A 16,570-nucleotide genomic window follows, 5' to 3' on the forward strand; every position below is an offset into this window, starting at 1 on the left:
AAACTGATTGCCCAGGAGACGGCTTTGAGGAAAGTAATCGTGACATGCGCGGTAACGGGCTCGATCCACACCCCATCGATGTCAGCGAATTTGCCGGTGACGCCGGCGCAGATCGCTGCCTCCGCGATCGAGGCTGCACGCGCGGGTGCCGCGATCGTACACCTGCACGCACGGATGCCCGACAGCGGACGGCCTACCCAGAATCCCGACATCTACCGCGAGTTTCTGCCCGTCATTGCCGGGTCATGTGACGCGATTATCAACATCACCACCGGCGGTGCGCCTACGCTGACGCTGGAAGAGCGTCTGAGTCCGACACTCGAATTCCAGCCGGAAATCGCTTCGCTGAATATGGGGTCGATGAACTTCGGCATGTACGAAATGCTGGGTCGATTCAAGTCGTTCGAACACGATTGGGAAAGACCTTACCTCGAGAACAGCGACGACCTCGTGTTCCGCAATACCTTTCGCGATATCGCGCATATCCTGCAATCCTGCAGTGAAAGCGGCACGCGCTTCGAGATCGAATGCTACGACATCGGCCATCTGTATACCGCGGCGCATTTTCTCGATCGTGGCTTGCTGAAGGCGCCGTTGTTTATTCAGAGCGCGTTCGGCATTCGCGGCGGAATCGGCACGCATCCCGAAGATGTGCTGATGATGCGGCGCACGGCAGACCGGCTGTTCGGCAGCGACTACGTCTGGTCCGTGCTCGGCACAGGGCGCTCGCAAATGTCGGTGGCGACAATGGCAGCCGCGTTCGGCGGCAATGTGCGCGTGGGCCTCGAAGATTCGCTATGGGGCGAACCCGGCAGGCTCGCGCACAGCAACGCGGAACATGTGCGGCGGATCCGCACGATTCTCGAAGCCCTTTCCATGGAGATCGCGACGCCGGACGAAACGCGCGAGATGCTCAAACTGAAGGGTCACGCAGCAACCAGAATACCGCGCTGAGCGGCGGCATTTGCGCTGTATCGAGCAACGGAAATAAGCGAAGAAGGTGTTATGAAATAAATTAGTACGACGAAAATATGGAGGAGACGATGATGAGAAGGAAGCTTTTAGTCAAAACGCTTGTCTTGCTGCTGGCGTCAGCCGGCTGTTGCAGCGCTGCGCATGCGCAAAGTGTGACGCTTTACGGCACCGTGGACACCGGTGTCGAATACGTCACGCACGCGAATGCGACCGGCGGTTCCGTGTTTCGAATGCCGTCGTACACCGGCGAGTTTCCGTCGCGTGTCGGCTTGCAGGGTAATGAGCCGCTCGGCGGCGGCTACAAGGCGGTCTTCACCCTCGAGGAGGGTTTTTCCGTCGGCAACGGTGTCCTGAGCCAGGGCGGCCGGCTCTTCGGGCGCCAGGCGTTTGTCGGCGTCTCGGGGGCGCCGGGAACGCTGACGTTCGGCCGGCAATACAACATACTGCTTTGGACCTTGATCGACAGCGATCTGGTGGGTCCAAGCATGTACGGTTTGACCTCTCTCGATCCTTATATTGCCAACGCGCGTAGCGACAACGCGGTGGTGTACCGCGGCAGTTTCGGCAACTTTTCGGTGGGCGCATCGTATTCGTTCGGCCGGGACAACTCGCCTACGGGCGGTACCAACGCGCCCGGCGAGGGGACGTGCGCGGGCAGTATTCCCGGGAATGCGCAGGCTTGCCGCGAGTGGTCCGCGATGGTCAAGTACGGCACCCCGGCTTGGGGCGCGAGTTTCGTGTATGACCAGCAGAACGGTGGCCCAGGCGCCGCGGCCAACCTGTTCAACGGCGATATACCGGTGCCGCTCACCTCGAGTTCGGATCACGACAACCGCTTCATCCTTGACGGCTACGCGAAGTTCGGCAACCTCAAGCTCGCCGCGCTGTGGGTCGGCCGGCATGTCGACTTCGCGTCGGGCCAGGGTGCGGGCGTGACGTCGAATCAGTACGTGTTCGAAGCGGCCTATCAGGTAGCGCCCGATTTTGTCGTAGACGGGCTTGTTCAGAGAATCATCAATAGTCAGCAAGATACGCGCGCCACGATGGAGGTGCTGCGCGCAACTTACCTGCTATCCGTACGCAGTTCGGTCTATGTGCAGTGTGGCTGGCTGCAGAACAGCGCTAAGGCCGCCTATGTTGTAACCAGCGGCGGACCCGCAACACCCGGCAAAGGCATGGGGCAATTCGGCACGATGGTCGGCATTCGCCACGATTTTTAGGCGGCGTAGGGGAAATCAGCAATGCATCGGTGAAGTTATTTAATGTACTGTACGGTTTAGTATTGTAAATAGAGGTCATCGATTGCACGCTGCAGTGTGGTCCGGCGGCGCGTCGGCGCGGCCGGATCGTTCAAGAGGCAGTCAGGAGAAGATCCTGAGGAGGAGAGAAAGTGACAGACAGGCACTATGACGTAGTCGTCGCGGGAGGGGGGCACAACAGCCTCATCGCGGCGGCGTATCTGGCCACCGCGGGCTACAAGGTCGGGCTCGTCGAGGCGATGGCGGAAGTGGGCGGCAATTGCGTGACCGACGAGTTGTTTCCGGGTTATTTCTTCGACACCTGCTCGTCGGCGCATAGCCAGATCCAGTCGAATCCGCTGATCAGCCGCAACGAACTCGGTCTGCTCGACTTCGGGCTGGAATACATCTACCCGGAGGTGAAATCCGTATCGGTGTTCGAAGGCGGCGACTCGATCGCGTTCATGAAGGATGTCGACGCAACGGTGGCGCAGATCGAAGCGTATTCGAAGGCGGACGGCGCGGCGTACCGGAAGCTGCTCCAGGAAATCACGGGGTTTCGCGATTTCTTCCAGGTCGACGCGACCACGCCAGGCGGTGTGCCGCCGCAGACCCAGGACCCGGGTCTGATGAAGCTGTCGCGCTTCCTGTCGTTGTCCGCGTATGACATCGTCAAGGAACGCTTCGAACATCCTGTCGTGCAGGCGAGCTTGTTGTTCAAGGCATCGTTGACCATTTATCCGGTCAACTATCCGGGGTCCGCGCGTCCGCTGCTGACCGGCATCGTTTCCAATCACCTCGGCGGGTGGGCCACGCCGAAGGGTGGCGCGGGTCAGTTGACGCAGGCATTGCGACGGCTTCTCGAAGCACGCGGCGCGGAAATTTTCTGCAGTCAGCAAGTCGCCTCGCTGCTGCTCGAAGGCGATCGTTGCATCGGCATCGAAACCGTGTCCGGCGAGCGCTTCTTCGGCAGCAAAGCTGTGATCTCGACCATTCATGTGAAGCATCTGGTGGAGATGGCGCCGGCCAAACTGTGGGGCGACGAATTCCTGTTCGGCGCCGAGACCTTCAAGCCCGGCTTCACGCTGTTCGCGCAATATCTCGCGACCACCGAGCCGCCGCGCTTCCAGTGCCGCGACGGCGAGCGCATTGCGATTGCCGGCGAACTGCCGTTCTCGGCCGAAGAAATGGTGCGCGGCATGGCCGATCACGTGCTCGGCAAATTCAATCCGCGTACCGGCATCGTCGTGCATACGGGCAGCGTCGTCGACGACGGGCGCGCGCCGCAAGGCTGTCACACGATCAAGATCGTCGGTCCGCAACCCTACAAGCTCGCCGGGGTTGGCGCAGCCGGCTGGGACACACTCGGCCTCGAGTACGCCGATGCGATCCTCGCGGAAGTGCGCAAGGTCGCCCCGAATCTGACCGACGACAAGATCGTCCATCGCAGCATCAAGACGCCGCTCGACCTCGAACGCCGCAATCTCCACAACATCGAAGGCTCATGTCACGGTGGCTCGTCGCTGCCGTCGCAGAACGGGCATATGAGGCCGGTGCCGGGCTGGGCCCATCACCGGATGCCGATCAAGGGCCTGTATCAAACCGGTGCGACGACTCATCCGGGTGGTGCGATTTCAGGTCATCCGGGACGCAACGCCGCGCGCGTCGTGCTTGAAGATCTCGGCACGAGTCTCGAGAAAGTGGTTGCGTCGGCGAAAGGAGTCGGACTATGAAAGCGGTGCATCTGAAGGGGCTTGGCGACGCGTCCAACTTGCAGGTGGTCGATTTGCCCATACCACGGCCGGTCAGCAACCAGGTCCTGATCCAGGTCGAGGCGGCGGGAGTGATTTTCGCCGACACGCTGTTGCGGCGCGGCACGTATGTCTATCGTCCGGCGTTCCCCTATGTGCCGGGCCGCGAAGTGGCGGGTCGCATCGTGGAAGTGGGTGACGGCGTCACCACACACAAGGTGGGCGACCGGGTGGTCGCGTTCATGATGGGGGGCGGCTATTCGGAGTACGTGGCCGCGGATATCGCGAACGTCGGCACGCCCGAGGGACTCAAGCTCGGCCGTGTGATTTTCCCGATCGGTAACGGTGTGTCCGCCGAGCAGGCCGTCTCGCATGGTTCGAACCTGCGCATCGCGCATCTGATCCTACACGGCCGTGCCAATGCGAAAAGCGGCCAACGCGTGTTGTTGCATGCCGCGTCTGGTGGCGTCGGCGCACATCTGACGCGGCTCGCGCGGGCCCACGGCATGGAGATCATCGCGCTGGCGGGTTCGGCGGAAAAGGCCGGCTACTGCAAGGACAACGGCGCCCATCATGTCGTGCTCTACAAGGAGCGCGACTATGCCGAAGCGGTGCTCGAACTGACCGGCGGCAAAGGCGTTCATCTGTCGATCAACAGCATCGGCGCGGACACGTTTTCGAAGGATGCGGCGATTCTGTTGCCTGAAGGCGAATTGCTGATCACCGGCAAGGCGGCCGGCCTCGGCTCGATCGAGCCGGCCCGCTTCTCGAAGTCGCTGACGTACAAGCACTTCGCGAGCTACATCCATTTCGGCCGCCCGGAGGACGACGTGGCGTGCAACTACGTCAGCGAGCAACTGCAGGCGCCGTCGCACGCGGACCGGGTGGTGCGGTTTCCGCTCGCCGACGTGCAGCTCGCGCACGAGGCGCTCGAAAGCGGCAGCAATTTCGGCAAGATCGTGCTGATTCCGTAGACCGGCTCGACGGTTGCGCGGGTAGGTCGCGCCGCGCAAATGCGGCAGGCCGGCGCGACCGGACAATGACAGGAGGAGACATCGTGACACTAGCTGACATAGGCGCCGAGGCCGCGCCGCGGGAACATCTCATCGATGCCGACGGCCGTGTATACGCGGGATGGCGAAGCACGTTTGGCGCCACCGCCGCGCTTTCCGTTGGTGCGAGCACGAGCACGATCATGTGCTTCGGCGTATTCGTGCCTTATCTGCACCGGGCGTTCGGCTGGGGTATCGGTGCGATCGCGCTGGCCGCTACGCTACTTTCGATTTCGATCATGGTGATCTCGCCCATCCAGGGCGCGCTGGTGGACCGCTTCGGCGCGCGTCGCATCATCATGATTTCGATCCCGCTGTTCGGGCTCGGCTATGCCGCGATGTCGCAGCTTTCCGGTGACATCAACCAGTTCTACCTGATGTGGGTGCTGGTGCCGCTGCTGGGTTTCGGCGTGTGGCCGTCGAGTTACATCAAGGTCGTTACCGGTTGGTTCGACCAGCGGCTCGGTCTTGCGATCGGTGTCGCGAACATCGGCATCGGCATCGGCTCGGTCGTGCTGCCGGCGATGATCGGTGCGGTCGCTAACGCCTACGGCTGGCGGATGGCCTACGTGGCGGTCGGCGTGCTGTCGGTCGTGATCGCGTGGCCGTGCGCCTACTGTTTCGTGTTCGAACGGAATCGTCCGGCGCGCGTGCAGGGCGACTCGCCCGGCGAACCGGCACCGGCTCAGCGCAGCGGAGCGATGGTGGGAGTCAGTGTCCGTGAGGCGTGGGCCGATGCCTCGTTCTGGAAAATCCTGATCTCGTTTCTGCTGCTCGGCGCAGGCAGCACCACCTTGCTGGTGAACCAGGTCGCGATCCTCGTCGACAACGGGATGCCGGTGCCGTCGGCAGTCGTCATGCAATCCGTGATCGGCGTGTCGACGCTGTGCGCGCGTCTGTTCGTGGGTTGGCTGCTCGATCGGGTCGCGGTCAAACGCGTGATGCCGATCCTCTCGCTGAGCGGCGCGGCCGCGATGCTGCTTTACGCTAGCGGCGCGACAGGGATGACTGCGGCGCTGTGCGCGGTGCTGATCGGCATCATGACCGGTGCCGAGTTCAACGTGCTCGGCTACGCATTGCGCCGCTACTTTGGCCCGCGCGTGCTGGGCACGCTGTTCGGCACGGCATTCGCGGTGTTCCAACTGGGCGGTGCGATCGCGACAGGTCTGGTTGGCTATGCGCGCGGCCACACCGGCTCCTATCAAACGAGTCTCTATTTTCTCGCGGCCGTCACCGCGCTGACGGCGGTGCTGATGTGCACGCTCGGCCGGTATCGCTTTCTCGACCGCCGCCCCCCTGCGCCGATCGAAGCGCAGAGCGCGTCAGCCTGATTTCGACGCGCGCCACGCGGACCGAAGCCCGGAGTCCGGAGTCGACACCCCCTAGGCGTGCGCGTGGCGCGTAACCCAACATTCTTTTTAACCGGAGTTGAAACACTATGAGCATCGTCGATCAATCGGATGTCACCATCAGCATGAGCGACGGCGTCGAGGTCGCCGTACGGATTTTCCGGCCGGACTCGCTCGGCGTATTCCCGACGCTGTTCGCGGCCTCGCCGTATCGTTACGATAACGACGATCTGCCGCCGAGCATGGTGTTCTTCTGGCATGAAACCGGACCGATTCACTGGTATCTGGAGCAAGGCTACGCGTATGTGCACCTCGACGTTCGCGGTAGCGGAAAATCAGGCGGCGAGTACGGATTTCTCGATGCCCGCGAACGTCAGGATCTGTATGAGGTGATCGAATGGATCGCGCGTCAGCCGTGGTCGAATGGCAAGATCGGCGGCATCGGCCAGTCGTATTACGCAGTCACGCAATGGGGCATGGCCTCCGTACGTCCGCCGCATCTGGCATGCATCGCGCCGTTCGACGGCAACATCGATCCGTATCGCGGCTGGGCCTATCAAGGCGGCGTGGCGTCGAACTTCATCTCCGCCTGGTGGAACGGCTCGGTGCGGCAAGCCAATAAATTCCCGGCCAACGGTTCAGGTCCGCGCGACATTCCGACAGACGTGCCCGCGATCGTGATGCAGCATCCGCTGCTCGATTCCTTCTGGGAGCAGCGCATCGTTGCGCCCCTGCTCGAAGAAGTACAGACGCCGGTCTATTCGGTCGGGATCTGGGCCAAGCGCGACATCCACCTGCACGGCAATATCCGCGGCTATCACCTCGTCAAGGGGCCGAAAAAGCTCAAGCTGATGAGTGCGGCGAACGGCGCGGCGACGCTCGGACTGTATGCGTCGGAGGAATTCCACCGCGACGTGCTGCTGCCGTTCTACGATCATTGGCTCAAGGGAGTGGACACAGAGTATGTGAATCGTCCCGATGTCGAATTCACCTATAACGGCACCGATATCACGGACGGTTCATCGTGCTGGCCGCCTGTCGACATGAAATATGCCACGCTGTATCTGAACGACGGGCCGAGCGGCAGCGTCGCATCGGTCAACGACGGCGGCCTTGACATAGCGCCCGCGCAGCGGGCGGCTTCGTCGTCATATGCGTATCCTGCGCCCAACTGGATGGGCGGCCCGGTCGTGATGACGGAACATGGCCTCGATCCGGTGCGTGGCATTCTGACGTTTACGTCCGCACCGCTCGAAGAAGACTTGGCGATTGCCGGGCCGATGGAGCTGGTGCTGCATGCTTCGTCGTCGCGGACCGACATGAACGTGATCGCCCGGCTCGCCGAGCAACTGCCGCAAGTGGAGTCCGAGCGGGCAAGCGGCCGTCAGCCGAATGCACGGCTGGTGACCAAGGGCTGGCTGCGCGCCTCGCATCGCGCGCTCGACGAGCGCCGCAGCACGGAAGGCGCGCCGTTCCATCAGCACCGCGAAGCGCAGCCGTTGACGCCGGGCGTGCCGGTCGAATTGCGCGTCGCCTTGATGCCGTGCGCGCATCGCTTCCGGCGCGGCTCGCGGATCCGGCTGGAGATCGCATGTGGTGATTCGACGCTGACCGACCAGCAGTTCACGCATGCGTTCACGCCGGACATGGTCGGCACCGACACGCTGCACCACGGCCCGGCTCATCTGTCGCGGCTATTGTTGCCGGTGGTCGGTGGACAGTCCGTCTCGCTCGCCGACAGCGCTTGAGCGCGGCGTAGCCGGTTGACGAAAGCGGTCGCTCTCGGCCGTTTTTCACGGGGCAACTTGCCGCGCGGCATGGCAAGTTGCCCCATGCCCTGTCTGCTGACGTAAAGTACGTCTGCGACAGCGCCGGTCAGTCGAGCGGCCGCGTTGCGCTTAACGACACTGAACTATGCCACTTAGAAATCTTTTGACTTTCTGCATGTCGCGCGGCCGCGAAGCCGTACGGCGGACCCGCCGATGAAGCGCGCGCCAGCTACGCAAACGGCGCCGCGCGGCCGCCCTAAAGACCCCGCCAAGCGCGCGGCGCTGCTCAATGCCGCCCGTGACCTGTTCCTGCGATTCGGGCCCGATGGCGTGACGGTGGACGAAATCGCGGCGCAGGCTGGCGTGTCGAAGGTCACGCTCTATGCCAATTTCACCGACCGCGATGCGTTGATCGAGGCCGTGATTGCGCAGGAATCGGAGCGCATCGTTTCCAACGATTACCTTGCCGAAGCGCGCGGCAAGGACTTCGAAGCGGCCCTGCTCGGTGCTGGCGAGAGGATTCTCGGGTTTCTGGCGAATCCGCAAATGGTCGGCCTGGAGCGTCTGATTGCCGTCGCAGCCGAAAGTCATCCCGCCATGGCGCGCCGTTTTTTCGAAGTCGGGCCGGGCCGCAATCGCGACATTCTGGTCGAGTTGATCAGAAGCGGCGTTGCTCACGGCCGCGTTGCCGTTGACGATCCGGTCGAAGCGGCATCTGATCTGGTCGGACTGTGGCAGGGGTTCCTGCGTCTGGAGACGACGTTTCGTTACCGGCCGCCGCCAGGAATCGACGAGATTCGCGAGCGGGCTGCGCGTGGCGTCGCGCTTTTCATGCGGCTGTATGGCTGTGAGCCTGCCGAAAAGAAGGGCCCCGCGTAGCGGGGCGCGCGGCGCAGTAGAGTCGAGTGGCTCAGGACATTCACTGCGGCGCAAGCTACGGTTCGTCAGTGCTCGAAAGCCAGCGGGCGGGCCGCGTCCGCGATCCGCACCGGACGCGGGATGAGCTTCGCCTGATAGAACACGTCGGCGACGCGCTGCTGCGAAGCGACAACCGCAGGCGTGAGCGCCAGCAGGCCGAACTTCGAACGGGCGAAGAAGAACCTCACTGTCGATTGAGGCACACCGGTTTCCCCCGAAATCAGTTTGACCGTCTCGTCCATGTGCTGCGTCACCCACGCGTCGTTCTTCAGCACCTCGCGGAATACTGTCTGCACGATATCCGGATGCGCGTCGAGGAAATCCGGAGAGCCGAGGAAGAATGAGTACGGCTGCTCGATGCCGTCCGCGTAATCGGCGATCGTGCGGGTGCCGATAGCCTGCTGGACCACGGCCAGATACGGATCCCAGATGACCCAAGCGTCGACCTTGCCGTTCTCGAATGCGGCGCGCGCATCGGCCGGGTTCAGAAAGATCGGCCGCACGTCGGCGGCCGTCAGTCCGACTTTTTCGAGTGCGGCGACGAGCAGGTAATGCGAGCCGGAGCCGCGCGTGACAGCAACCGTATGGCCGCGCAAATCGGCAATGGTCTTCAGCGGTGAATCCGCGCGCACGATGATTGCCTCGTTGTGCGGGCCGGCGGGTTCGGCGGCGAGATAGGCGACGCGGCTGCCTGAGGACTGCGCGAAGATCGGCGGTGGTGCGCCGGTGAAGCCGAGGTCGATCGCGCCGGCATTCATCGCTTCCAGCAGCGGTGGGCCGGCAGGAAATTCGATCCAGCTCACGGTGTAGTTCTTCGCCGCGAGCGCCTTGTCGAGCACGCCCTGCGCTTTCAGCAACGTCAACGGCGTGCCTTTCTGATAGCCGATGTGAAGCACGTGCGTGTCGGCGGCGCGCGCGAGAGAGCCTGCGCTCAGCGCACCTGCCACGAGCGTGGCGGCGGCGAGCGAGCGCCAGACGGGCGACCAGAATCGGGTCAATGAAATCATGGTGGGTATCCGTAGTGTAGGAGTTGAAACCACGCCGCCGTCGCGGCGGGAATAGATGAACGGCGGAGGAATCGCGCGGCTAGAAGAAGTCCTTGCGCAATTGCACGCCGAAGTAGCGATCCGCGTCGCGCGGCACGGCAATTGCCACGAAGCCCGTGCCGGTTGCCATCGCCGAGACGTACGATTTGTCGAGCAGGTTCTTGCCGATCAGCGCGACACGCCAGCCGTTGTCGAAGTTCAGGCCGACGCTTGCATTGAGGATGCCGTAGGCGCCCTGGACCGTGCTCGGCGATTGAGGCAGCGAGTATTGCTCGCTCGTTTGCCAGAAGTAGTTTGCGTACAGTTCGAGTTCGGGTCCGATCACGAGCGGGTGGCGGTAGTCTGCGGACACGTTGGCTTTGAACGCGGGGGCGTACGGCAGCCGCGTGCCGTCGACATTGCAGCTCGCCTGCGCGCCGGATGGGCACTGGAAGGTACCGACGCGCGCGTCGGTGAACGCAAGTCCGCCGTTTAGCGTAAGGCCTGTGATGGGCCGCGCACCCAGATCGAGTTCGATGCCTTTGGTCGACACCGTCCCCGCGTTGATCAGCCGTGTGACGACCTGCCCGGCTACCGTGTCGAAGAAGTTCGCCTGGTAGTTCTGGTAGTGCACGTCGTACAGCGCAAGATTCGCGGTCCAGCGGCGATCCGGCGTCTGCGCCTTCACGCCGATCTCATACGAGTTCGATTCCTCGGGCTTCAGCGCGGTGGTATCGCGTTGCTGCATGTTGAAGAACGTGTTGATCGCCGGGCCTTTGTAGCCGTGCGCGTACGTTGCATAGAGCAACACGTTTTCCGTCAGGTCGAACTGCAGGCCGGTGCGTCCCGACAGTCCGTTGTCCGAGGTCGAGCCCGACGATCCGAAGGTCGGATTCACACCCGGTATGGCAATCGGCGCGGTCGACACGCGCGAGAAATCGTAGCTGATTTCGTCGTGCGTCACGCGCGCGCCGAGAATCGCGCGCAGCCTCGGGGTGAAGTGGAACGTGCCCTCGCCATACGCCGACAGGTTGTTCGTCATCGTGTCGAACTGCGCGGTGCCTTTGTTCGCGGTCACGCTGGAGCAGGGCGTCAGGCCTGGCGCGACGCTGGGCAACGTCGAGCTGATGCAGGTGCCGACGTTGCGGGTGTAGGCTTCGTCGGTCTGGCCGTGCAGTGCGTACAGACCCGCGACGTAGTCGAAGAAGCCACCCTTCGGCGACGTGAGCCGCAGCTCCTGCGAGAGCTGGGTGAAGCCGAGCGTGCCGACGTCGTTGACGGCTGGAATCTGCGTGTAGGCAGTCGGCACCCATGCTTCGTCGGTGATCTGTTCATTGAGCCACTGCCGGTACGCGGAGATCGACGACAACGTATAGCCGCGGCCGATGTTCCAGTCCACCTGGGCGGACAGGCCCCAGTTGGTGTCCAGTTCCGCCGGGCCGTTGCGATAATTGACGTCGCGGTTCTGCAGGCTCGGCACGACCGGCGCCAGCGCGGCGGTGTAGAGCGGATTGGCGCTGCCGATCACGCCGGCCGCGAACGAATCGTGTGAATACAGGTAGTCGGCAATGAAGGTCGCCTTGACGTCGGGGGTCGGGGTCAGCACGAACTTGGCGCGAAAGCCTTTGTGGTTGTAGCCGTTGATCTCTTCGCCGTTATAGACGTTCTTTACGTTGCCGTCGTAACGGCCATACAGCGCAGTGAACGAGCCGGTCAGCAGACCCGGAATGATGGTGCCGCTAACACCCGCACGCACCCGCTGTTCACCGCCCTGATAGACCTGCGTGTCGATGTAGCCAGTCGGCGTCTTCGAGGGATCCTGCGTGACGACGTTGATCACGCCCGAGGTCGAGTTCTTGCCGAACAGGGTGCCCTGCGGGCCGCGCAGCACCTCGACGTGGTCCACGTCGAGCAGGTCGAGCGTGGCCTGACCGGGGCGTTCGTAGACCACCCCGTCGACGACTGTCGACACGGCCGGTTCGACGCCCTGCGAGGTCGAATTGGTGCCGATGCCGCGAATCGTGATGATCGTGTCCTTGCCGGACAGCGAAGGCTTGAACGCGAGTTCCGGAACCTGGGTTTCGAGCGACTGGATGTTGTTGCTGCCCGACAGTTCGAGTTGCTTGCTGGTCACGACGCTGACCGCGACGGGCACTTTCTGCAGTGGCTCGCTGCGGCGTGTTGCGGTGACCGTGACGGTGGCAAGCGTGGCGTCGGCCGCGCTGCTCCCGGCAGGTTTGGCCGGCTTGCTGACCGACGCGCTTGCGGCCGGACTGACGGGATTGAGGGGGTTGGCCGGATTGGCCGGCTCGGCCTGCGCATGCGCGAGTGTCGCGACGGTTGACAATGTCGCGGCGACGATCATTTTCCGTCGTCCGTCGAGGCGGCTGTTTTGTGGTTTTAAGTATTTGCTACGCATGCCTAATTATATTGAGTGGATGATGAGGTTATCGGGCCAGGGCATTGCCTGTCAGTGGGTGGAGCGGTTCTGCGTCTGCCTGTGGCGCCCGGGCACGATGAATGCGACCACCAGGACCAGCATTACGTCGACAAGTGGCGTGATGCTGATTTCGCTGCCCCAGCCGTCGATCGCGGTCGCGCCGCGTTTCGCCGGGACGAACAGCCAGTTCTTCACTGCCCCGCTGGCGCCGGACGGTAGGGCACTCACGCTGCCCTCTGATCAGGACCATGCGACACACGAACCGGTCTGCGCAGACCGAGATGCTCGCGCAGCGTGGTGCCCGCATAGTGCGTGCGGAACAGTCCACGCCGTTGCAGTTCTGGCACCACCCGCTCGCAGAACTGCGTCAAGCCACCGGCCAGTTCGGCGGGCATCACGTTGAAGCCGTCGGCGGCGCCGGCTTCGAACCAGGCCTGCATGGCGTCGGCTACCGTCCGCGCGCTGCCGACGATCTGCAGATGCCCGCGTCCCGCGGCGATGCGCAGGTACAACTCGCGTATCGTCAGGTTTTCGCTGCCCGCGAGGCGCGTGAGCAGCGCCTGGCGGCTCTGTTGACCCGTTTCCGTTTGCGGTAGCTCCGGCAGCGGGCCGTCGAGCGGATAGCCGGACAGATCGAAGTTGCCGATCATTCGCGACAGCGCCGCGACGCCCGCCTCGGGCGGCACGAGCGACTGCAGTTCGTCGAAGCGATCCTGCGCTTCGGCGTCGCTTTGGCCGACGACGACCGACAGGCCGGGCAGAATTTTCAGTTCATCGGGCGCCCGTCCATGGGCGGCCGCGCGCGCTTTCATGTCGCGATAGAACGCCTGGGCGGCCGCCAGTTCCAGTTGCGCGGTGAAGACCACGTCCGCCGTGCGGGCGGCCAGCACGCGGCCCGCCTCCGACGATCCGGCTTGCACGACCACGGGCCGGCCTTGGGGCGAGCGCGGAACGTTCAGCGGGCCCTTGACGGTGAAGTGCTTGCCGCGGTGATCGAGCACGCGCAGCGTCGCTTCGTCATAGTAGAGGCCGCTTGCCTTGTCGCGCACGAAGCTGTGGTCGTCCCAACTGTCCCATAGCCCGCTGACGACCTGATGGAACTCATAGGCACGTTCGTAGCGTTCCTCATGGCCAATGTGTTCGCTACGGCCGAAGTTCTGCGCTTCGGCCGCGTTGTCCGAGGTGACCAGGTTCCAGCCCGCGCGGCCTGCGCTCAGATGATCGAGCGAAGCGAACTTGCGGGCGATGTGATACGGCTCGTTGTAGCTCGTCGTCGCCGTGGCGATCAGGCCGATGCGCTCGCTGACCGCGGCAAGCGCGGGCAGTAGCGTGAGCGGGTCCAGCCGGTCAGAGCGCGCCGCGCGGCTGGCGCCCGGCGCGACATTGGCGGCGACGCTGTCGGCCAGAAAGATCGCGTCGAGGCACGCCCGTTCCGCGATTCGCGTCAGTTCGACGAATGCGCGCAGGTCCGTGCCTGCATCCGCCTGAACCGACGGGTGACGCCACGCCGCGACATGATGACCGGTTTCTGCCAGAAACAAATTCAGGTGCATCTTACGAACAGCTTTCTTCATGGTGATCCTGACGAGTTCATTTGAATCCGCTACCCTGCGCAGCAACCACCTCGGTCCGCGATGGACGCGGATGAATGGTTAGCGCTAACATACGCGAAGTCTCTCCAAACTATTGAGCTTGGTCAACGAATGAAAAAAGCGGACGATATGCTGGATTTGCCTAAGCAAACCCAGGCGCGCGAAGACGAGCGTGTGCGGCACCGGCGCAACACGGGCCGGATGACGCTGCGCGATGTGGCTGAGCACCTAGGCATCTCGCAGATCAGCGTGTCGCGCTATTTCCAGAAGCCGGAGCGCTTGTCGGGCGATTTACGCGAGCGCATCGGGCAAGCGGTCGACGAGTTGGGCTATGTGCCCAACCTGGTCGCAGGCGGGCTGGCTTCTGCAACCAGCAGCGTCATCGGCATGGTGATTCCGAACATCTCCGGGCCGATTTTCGCGGAGACGATTCAGACCTTTAGCGATGCGGTGACGGCGCGCGGCTATCAACTGCTGCTCGCGTCGAGCTATTTTTCGGAAACGCTCGAGGAGAATGCCGTGCGGGCCTTCCTTGGCTGGTCGCCAGCGGCACTGGTGCTGACCTCGGCCCATCATTCGGCGGCGACGGAAGAAATGATCGCGCGCGCCCATATTCCGATTATCGAGGCGTGGAGTTTTCAGGCAGACCGCGAGCCTATCCAGATCGGTTTCTCGCAGGCCGACGTCGGGCGTCTTGCCGCGCGCCATCTGGTCGAGAGAGGGTATCGGCGCATCGCCTACGCGCTGACCAGCGTGGCGGGGGATCTTCACACGCTTGACCGTCGCGACGGCTATATCGAGGTGATGCGGGAACTCGGGCGCGAGCCGTTGACGTTCACGCCTAACGCAACATCGCCGTTCCACGCCGGCAAGCAGGCGCTCGAAGCGCTCGCGAAGTGTGAGCAGCCTGCCGACGCAATCATCTTCGCCAATGACAACCTCGCCGCCGGTGCGTTGCTGGCAGCGCCGGGCATGAATATCAGCGTGCCGGGCGACTGTGCGATGATCGGCTTCGGCGGCTTCGCCCTGTCGGAAATGATGACGCCGGGGCTCACCTCCATTCGACCGCCGGCCGGCACCATCGGCTTGCTGGCCGCCGAGCGGATCTTCGAAGTGGTGGAGAGCGAAACGCCCCGCCAGCCTATCGCGCGGGATCGAAGGCTCAACAAGCTGGCGTGTGAACTGGTCGAGCGAGAAAGTACCGGGTGGGCGAGAGGCAAGCTAACGCCCTGACACTCAGCCCCCTGATCGCGACGCGGTTCACTTCGCGAATTGGCCGGTCTCCACGAGTTGCTGGAAGAACTCGTTCATCGAGTCGGCGAGTGGCCGGTAGTGGATCCCCAACTCATTGCGACTGCGGCTATTGTCGGCTATCCAAGGACGGCCGATGTTCAGCGAAACCATCTTCCGGGTCAGCGCCTTGTTGGCGATCGGCCCAACCCACCACACCAACCATTTGGGGAGCGTGCGCCGGGGAATGGGGTAGTCCTTGCCGTAGCGCTCCAGCAGGGCGGCGGCCAACTCCGGCAAGCTGGTGTTGTGGCCCGAGGTGATATTGCGACCGTTGGCCTCTGGGTTGAAGGCCGCGCGGAAATGCGCTTCGGCCACGTCGCGTACATCCACCACACCCAGGCCGAGATTCGGCACGCCGATCTTCATCGTACCGTCGCCGAACTGCCGAATGATGTTGAAGCTCTCGGAGGTGCCGTTCGGATTGATGCCCGGGCCGATCACGAGCGATGGATTGATCGTCACCAGACGCCAGCGATTCTGCGAGCCGGCGATTTTCCAGGCTTCCCGTTCGGCCAGCGTCTTGGAATAGGAATACGGTTGATGCACGAGGGACGAACTGGTGTTCCAGACCTCTTCTGTAAATATCCGGCCGGGCGTGTTGTCCAGATCGGCATTGTCCCCGGCAATCGCCGCACAACTGCTGGTCAGCACGACGCGCGTGACCGAGGGAGTCCGGTTGGCCGTTTCCAGCACGTTGCGGGTGCCAAGTTGGGCGGGTTCGATCAGTTCCTTCTGCGCGTCCTTGACGTCGATCCTGAATGGCGACGCGGTATGGAACACCGTCTGGCATCCGGTCATGGCCTGCTCATAAGAGCCGGGCTGCAACAGGTCGGCCTTGAAGTAGCGGATCTTCCCCGGCGCGCTGGCGGCGATCTCGTTGAGGTACTGCAGTTTGCCCGCGTCGCCGGGGTCTCTCACGGGCGCGTGGACGGTCAAGCCTTCTTCCACAAGCCGCTTCACCAGCCATCCGGCGACGTAGCCCGTCGCGCCCGTGACCAGAATCGGAATGCCTTTGTCGATGTTCATGTTTGCCAACCCGGTTAGAAACAATGGCAGGCATGATGGCAGTCGAAGCGCGCGATGTCACCAGGAAAGCGCTTCAGTTGGCACTCCGTTGTATTTACGCCGCCGCGCTTGCTGAATCGCGACTCGCGTCTCGCACTTCGAC

At 63.2% G+C, this 16,570-nt stretch carries 13 protein-coding genes; 8 read left to right on the forward strand and 5 right to left on the reverse strand.

Going from position 1 to position 16,570, the window contains the following annotated elements; all coding sequences use genetic code 11:
* Positions 1-24 precede the first annotated feature (24 nt).
* The 7 genes from kce (at position 25) to PQQ96_RS25315 (ending at position 9,013) form a co-directional block, all read left to right on the forward strand.
* Positions 25-954: a 3,5-dioxohexanoate:acetyl-CoA acetone transferase gene (gene kce / locus PQQ96_RS25285; RefSeq protein ID WP_408297752.1), complete on the forward strand. Its 930-nt coding sequence runs from the start codon at positions 25-27 to the stop codon at positions 952-954.
* A gap of 89 nt (positions 955-1,043) precedes the next feature.
* The gene (locus PQQ96_RS25290; protein WP_408297754.1) at positions 1,044-2,195 is read left to right on the forward strand and encodes a porin; all 1,152 of its coding nucleotides are present in this window, start codon (positions 1,044-1,046) and stop codon (positions 2,193-2,195) included.
* Between the two features lie 170 nt (positions 2,196-2,365).
* Complete coding sequence (locus tag PQQ96_RS25295; RefSeq protein WP_408297755.1) at positions 2,366-3,946, forward strand: phytoene desaturase family protein; 1,581 nt, start codon at positions 2,366-2,368, stop codon at positions 3,944-3,946.
* Complete coding sequence (locus tag PQQ96_RS25300) at positions 3,943-4,938, forward strand: quinone oxidoreductase family protein (protein WP_408297757.1); 996 nt, start codon at positions 3,943-3,945, stop codon at positions 4,936-4,938. The genes PQQ96_RS25295 and PQQ96_RS25300 overlap by 4 nt, the downstream gene beginning before the upstream one ends.
* A gap of 83 nt (positions 4,939-5,021) precedes the next feature.
* On the forward strand, positions 5,022-6,347 hold the full coding sequence (locus PQQ96_RS25305; protein ID WP_408297759.1) for an MFS transporter: 1,326 nt from the start codon (positions 5,022-5,024) through the stop codon (positions 6,345-6,347).
* A 107-nt stretch (positions 6,348-6,454) separates the two neighbouring features.
* A complete protein-coding gene (locus PQQ96_RS25310) occupies positions 6,455-8,113 on the forward strand; it encodes a CocE/NonD family hydrolase (protein ID WP_408297761.1) in 1,659 nt (552 codons plus the stop codon).
* 234 nt (positions 8,114-8,347) lie between these two features.
* On the forward strand, positions 8,348-9,013 hold the full coding sequence (locus tag PQQ96_RS25315) for a TetR/AcrR family transcriptional regulator (RefSeq protein WP_408297763.1): 666 nt from the start codon (positions 8,348-8,350) through the stop codon (positions 9,011-9,013).
* A 65-nt stretch (positions 9,014-9,078) separates the two neighbouring features.
* Here the strand turns inward: PQQ96_RS25315 and PQQ96_RS25320 are convergent, their stop codons facing one another.
* The 4 genes from PQQ96_RS25320 to PQQ96_RS25335 all read right to left on the reverse strand — a co-directional run bounded on the left by PQQ96_RS25320 (position 9,079) and on the right by PQQ96_RS25335 (position 14,091).
* Positions 9,079-10,059 (reverse strand): aliphatic sulfonate ABC transporter substrate-binding protein, encoded by a 981-nt coding sequence (locus PQQ96_RS25320; RefSeq protein ID WP_408297765.1) that lies wholly within the window; start codon positions 10,057-10,059, stop codon positions 9,079-9,081.
* A 79-nt stretch (positions 10,060-10,138) separates the two neighbouring features.
* Positions 10,139-12,442: a TonB-dependent receptor gene (locus tag PQQ96_RS25325; protein ID WP_408297766.1), complete on the reverse strand. Its 2,304-nt coding sequence runs from the start codon at positions 12,440-12,442 to the stop codon at positions 10,139-10,141.
* Positions 12,443-12,547: 105 nt separating this feature from the next.
* Entirely contained in the window at positions 12,548-12,745 is a 198-nt protein-coding gene (locus tag PQQ96_RS25330) for a hypothetical protein (protein ID WP_408297768.1), read from the reverse strand.
* On the reverse strand, positions 12,742-14,091 hold the full coding sequence (locus PQQ96_RS25335; RefSeq protein WP_408297770.1) for an LLM class flavin-dependent oxidoreductase: 1,350 nt from the start codon (positions 14,089-14,091) through the stop codon (positions 12,742-12,744). Before PQQ96_RS25335 ends, PQQ96_RS25330 begins: the two co-directional genes overlap by 4 nt.
* Before the next feature lie 129 nt (positions 14,092-14,220).
* Between PQQ96_RS25335 and PQQ96_RS25340 the strand changes: the two genes are divergently transcribed.
* Positions 14,221-15,342: a LacI family DNA-binding transcriptional regulator gene (locus PQQ96_RS25340; protein ID WP_408297772.1), complete on the forward strand. Its 1,122-nt coding sequence runs from the start codon at positions 14,221-14,223 to the stop codon at positions 15,340-15,342.
* Between the two features lie 27 nt (positions 15,343-15,369).
* On the opposite strand, the gene PQQ96_RS25345 is transcribed toward PQQ96_RS25340, so the two are convergent.
* A complete protein-coding gene (locus PQQ96_RS25345) occupies positions 15,370-16,428 on the reverse strand; it encodes an NAD-dependent epimerase/dehydratase family protein (RefSeq protein ID WP_408297774.1) in 1,059 nt (352 codons plus the stop codon).
* Positions 16,429-16,570 lie beyond the last annotated feature (142 nt).

The sequence above is a fragment of the Paraburkholderia sediminicola genome (genome assembly GCF_046027825.1).
GTDB classification, from domain to species: Bacteria; Pseudomonadota; Gammaproteobacteria; order Burkholderiales; family Burkholderiaceae; genus Paraburkholderia; species Paraburkholderia sediminicola_D.

Bases quoted from the DNA above. Each gene is read 5' to 3' on its own strand.
- PQQ96_RS25290 (WP_408297754.1), top strand. From the start codon at position 1,044: ATGATGAGAAGGAAGCTTTTAGTCAAAACGCTTGTCTTGCTGCTGGCG.
- PQQ96_RS25300 (WP_408297757.1), top strand. From the start codon at position 3,943: ATGAAAGCGGTGCATCTGAAGGGGCTTGGCGACGCGTCCAACTTGCAG.
- PQQ96_RS25310 (WP_408297761.1), top strand. From the start codon at position 6,455: ATGAGCATCGTCGATCAATCGGATGTCACCATCAGCATGAGCGACGGC.
- PQQ96_RS25315 (WP_408297763.1), top strand. From the start codon at position 8,348: ATGAAGCGCGCGCCAGCTACGCAAACGGCGCCGCGCGGCCGCCCTAAA.
- PQQ96_RS25320 (WP_408297765.1), bottom strand. From the start codon at position 10,059: ATGATTTCATTGACCCGATTCTGGTCGCCCGTCTGGCGCTCGCTCGCC.
- PQQ96_RS25325 (WP_408297766.1), bottom strand. From the start codon at position 12,442: ATGATCGTCGCCGCGACATTGTCAACCGTCGCGACACTCGCGCATGCG.
- PQQ96_RS25335 (WP_408297770.1), bottom strand. From the start codon at position 14,091: ATGAAGAAAGCTGTTCGTAAGATGCACCTGAATTTGTTTCTGGCAGAA.
- PQQ96_RS25340 (WP_408297772.1), top strand. From the start codon at position 14,221: ATGAAAAAAGCGGACGATATGCTGGATTTGCCTAAGCAAACCCAGGCG.
- PQQ96_RS25345 (WP_408297774.1), bottom strand. From the start codon at position 16,428: ATGAACATCGACAAAGGCATTCCGATTCTGGTCACGGGCGCGACGGGC.